The sequence below is a fragment of the Lactiplantibacillus xiangfangensis genome (assembly GCF_001438845.1).
Classification (GTDB): Bacteria; Bacillota; Bacilli; order Lactobacillales; family Lactobacillaceae; genus Lactiplantibacillus; species Lactiplantibacillus xiangfangensis.
Map to the genome: position 1 here is coordinate 1 of NZ_JQCL01000093.1, position 1,990 is coordinate 1,990.

The 1,990-nt window shown below is 42.3% G+C and carries 2 protein-coding genes; both read left to right on the forward strand.

Annotated features, from left to right (window positions below):
- Nucleotides 1-214: 214 nt before the first annotated feature.
- Nucleotides 215-1,201: an IS30 family transposase gene (locus IV64_RS11750; RefSeq protein WP_191982121.1), complete on the forward strand. Its 987-nt coding sequence runs from the start codon at nucleotides 215-217 to the stop codon at nucleotides 1,199-1,201.
- Between the two features lie 71 nt (nucleotides 1,202-1,272).
- The coding region (locus tag IV64_RS11755) for an IS30 family transposase (RefSeq protein ID WP_057707430.1) at nucleotides 1,273-1,990 on the forward strand (718 nt) is incomplete at its 3' end.

Here is a 1,990-nt window from a genome sequence, read left to right on the forward strand (position 1 = left end):
GGTAGATCATTCAAGGAGAAACCAATTCTCCCCTGATTTAGCCAATTATAAATAGACCTCGATTTAAAATTGAAGTGCAACACCTGCTCTACTAGACCAGTTCTTTATTCAGACTGGCGAATTTACAATTGAAATGCAACACAAAGTAAAAAAATAAACCCATACCGGGTAGAATATGTTTAACGACCAAATCAAACAATTCGAGGTATCCGGTATGAGCTATAAACATCTTACTATAAAAGAACGTGAAATACTTATGTTTTTACGAGCTAAGGGGTTATCTATCCGGGCTGTTGCGTTACGGCTGGGGCGAAATCCAAGCACTATTTCACGGGAGTTAAAACGTTGTGCAGGTAATTATTCCCCAAGCAAAGCAGATAATGACTATCATCAAAAACGGCAGAATTGTCACAAGAAGCGGCTATTAGACAGCCATCCACAATTACGCCGTCAAATTGTTCATTACATCTTAGATCTGCACTGGTCACCAGAGCAGATTACCGCTCGCTTTAATAAGGAACATCAATGGTGTGTTAGCTACAACACAATTTACCGTCATATCTATCAACACAATTTAGGTGAGAAGTACTCCTCACGTGGTGATACCGGTATTCAGCGCCATCTCAGACATAAACATCGGACTCGGCATTCAAAGAATACTAGACGACATCGAGAAGTACAGACCGACTATATCTCGATCCATGAGCGCCCTGGTTTTATCAACCAGCGTCAACGTATAGGTGACTGGGAAATTGATACTGTGATTGGTCGAACGGGTCACTCCATCCTTTTAACGATTGTCGATCGGCTTAGTCGGCTTACGCTTATCAAAAAGGTTGTGCAAAAGGACTCGCAGGAGATAAATAAAGGCTTAGTTGAACTGTTAGGGGCCATTCCTAAAGAATTTGTTCATTCTATTACACCAGATCATGGGACCGAATTTCTTCATCTTGATGAAATCAGCGAAAGGTTAGGTGTTACTGTCTATTGGCCCGATCCATATTCGCCTGAACAGCGTGGAACAAATGAGAATACAAATGGATTAATCCGGGAATATTTTCCCAAGCGAACAGATATTGATAATTATACAGAACAGGACGTTGAACACTGCCAAAAGCAGTTAAATCAACGTCCTCGCAAAGTGTTAAACTATGAAACCCCATATGAAGTATTTTTTGACAAACCGTTGCACTTAGTTTGACAATTCGCCCTAGTCAAAAAGGCCATGAAGACCTATTCTTAATTCACCACAAACAAGAAAGAGGTATCTTCATGACCCGAATTAAGAATATCATATCTAATCAATATCACCAACTTAGTTTAGCTGAACGTGGTCGAATTGAATCCCTAAGGGACTTAGATTGGTCTATCCGCCGGATTGCCCAGGCCCTTCATCGTAATCCCAGCACGATTTCACGTGAATTAAAACGTGGGACAACGACACAGATTAACGCTAGTACTCATATCTTTGAACAGTCATATCTGGCAGAAACTGGTGAAGCAATTTATCGTAAGCACCGACTAAATAGCTGTTATCGTGGACTCTTTGATCATTGTCAAACCTTCTGTAATGCTTTGGTGACAGCTTTAAAAGCGCGTCCCAGGATGCATAGTGTGGATACTTTTGTCCACCAATTCAAGACTGATCACCCAAGGCTTGTCTGCCCCTCAACACCGACGGTGTACCGGTATATTGATGACCAGCGTTTAGCTATCCGCAATTCAGACCTACCAGCTAAACTACGTCGCCGGATTAAATGCCCCGGGGCAAAGCATCATCGAATCAATAAGAAAAATCTGGGCCATTCAATCGAAGAGCGTCCCGCCATGGTTCAAGCGCGTCAAGAGCTTGGACACTGGGAAGGTGACTTGGTCAAAGGCAAACGGGTTGAATCTGAGCCAGCATTAATGACTTTGACTGAACGTGTTAGTCGCTTAGAGATCATCGTTAAACTTCCCAATTATCATGCCGACACTTGCTTGAAAGCCC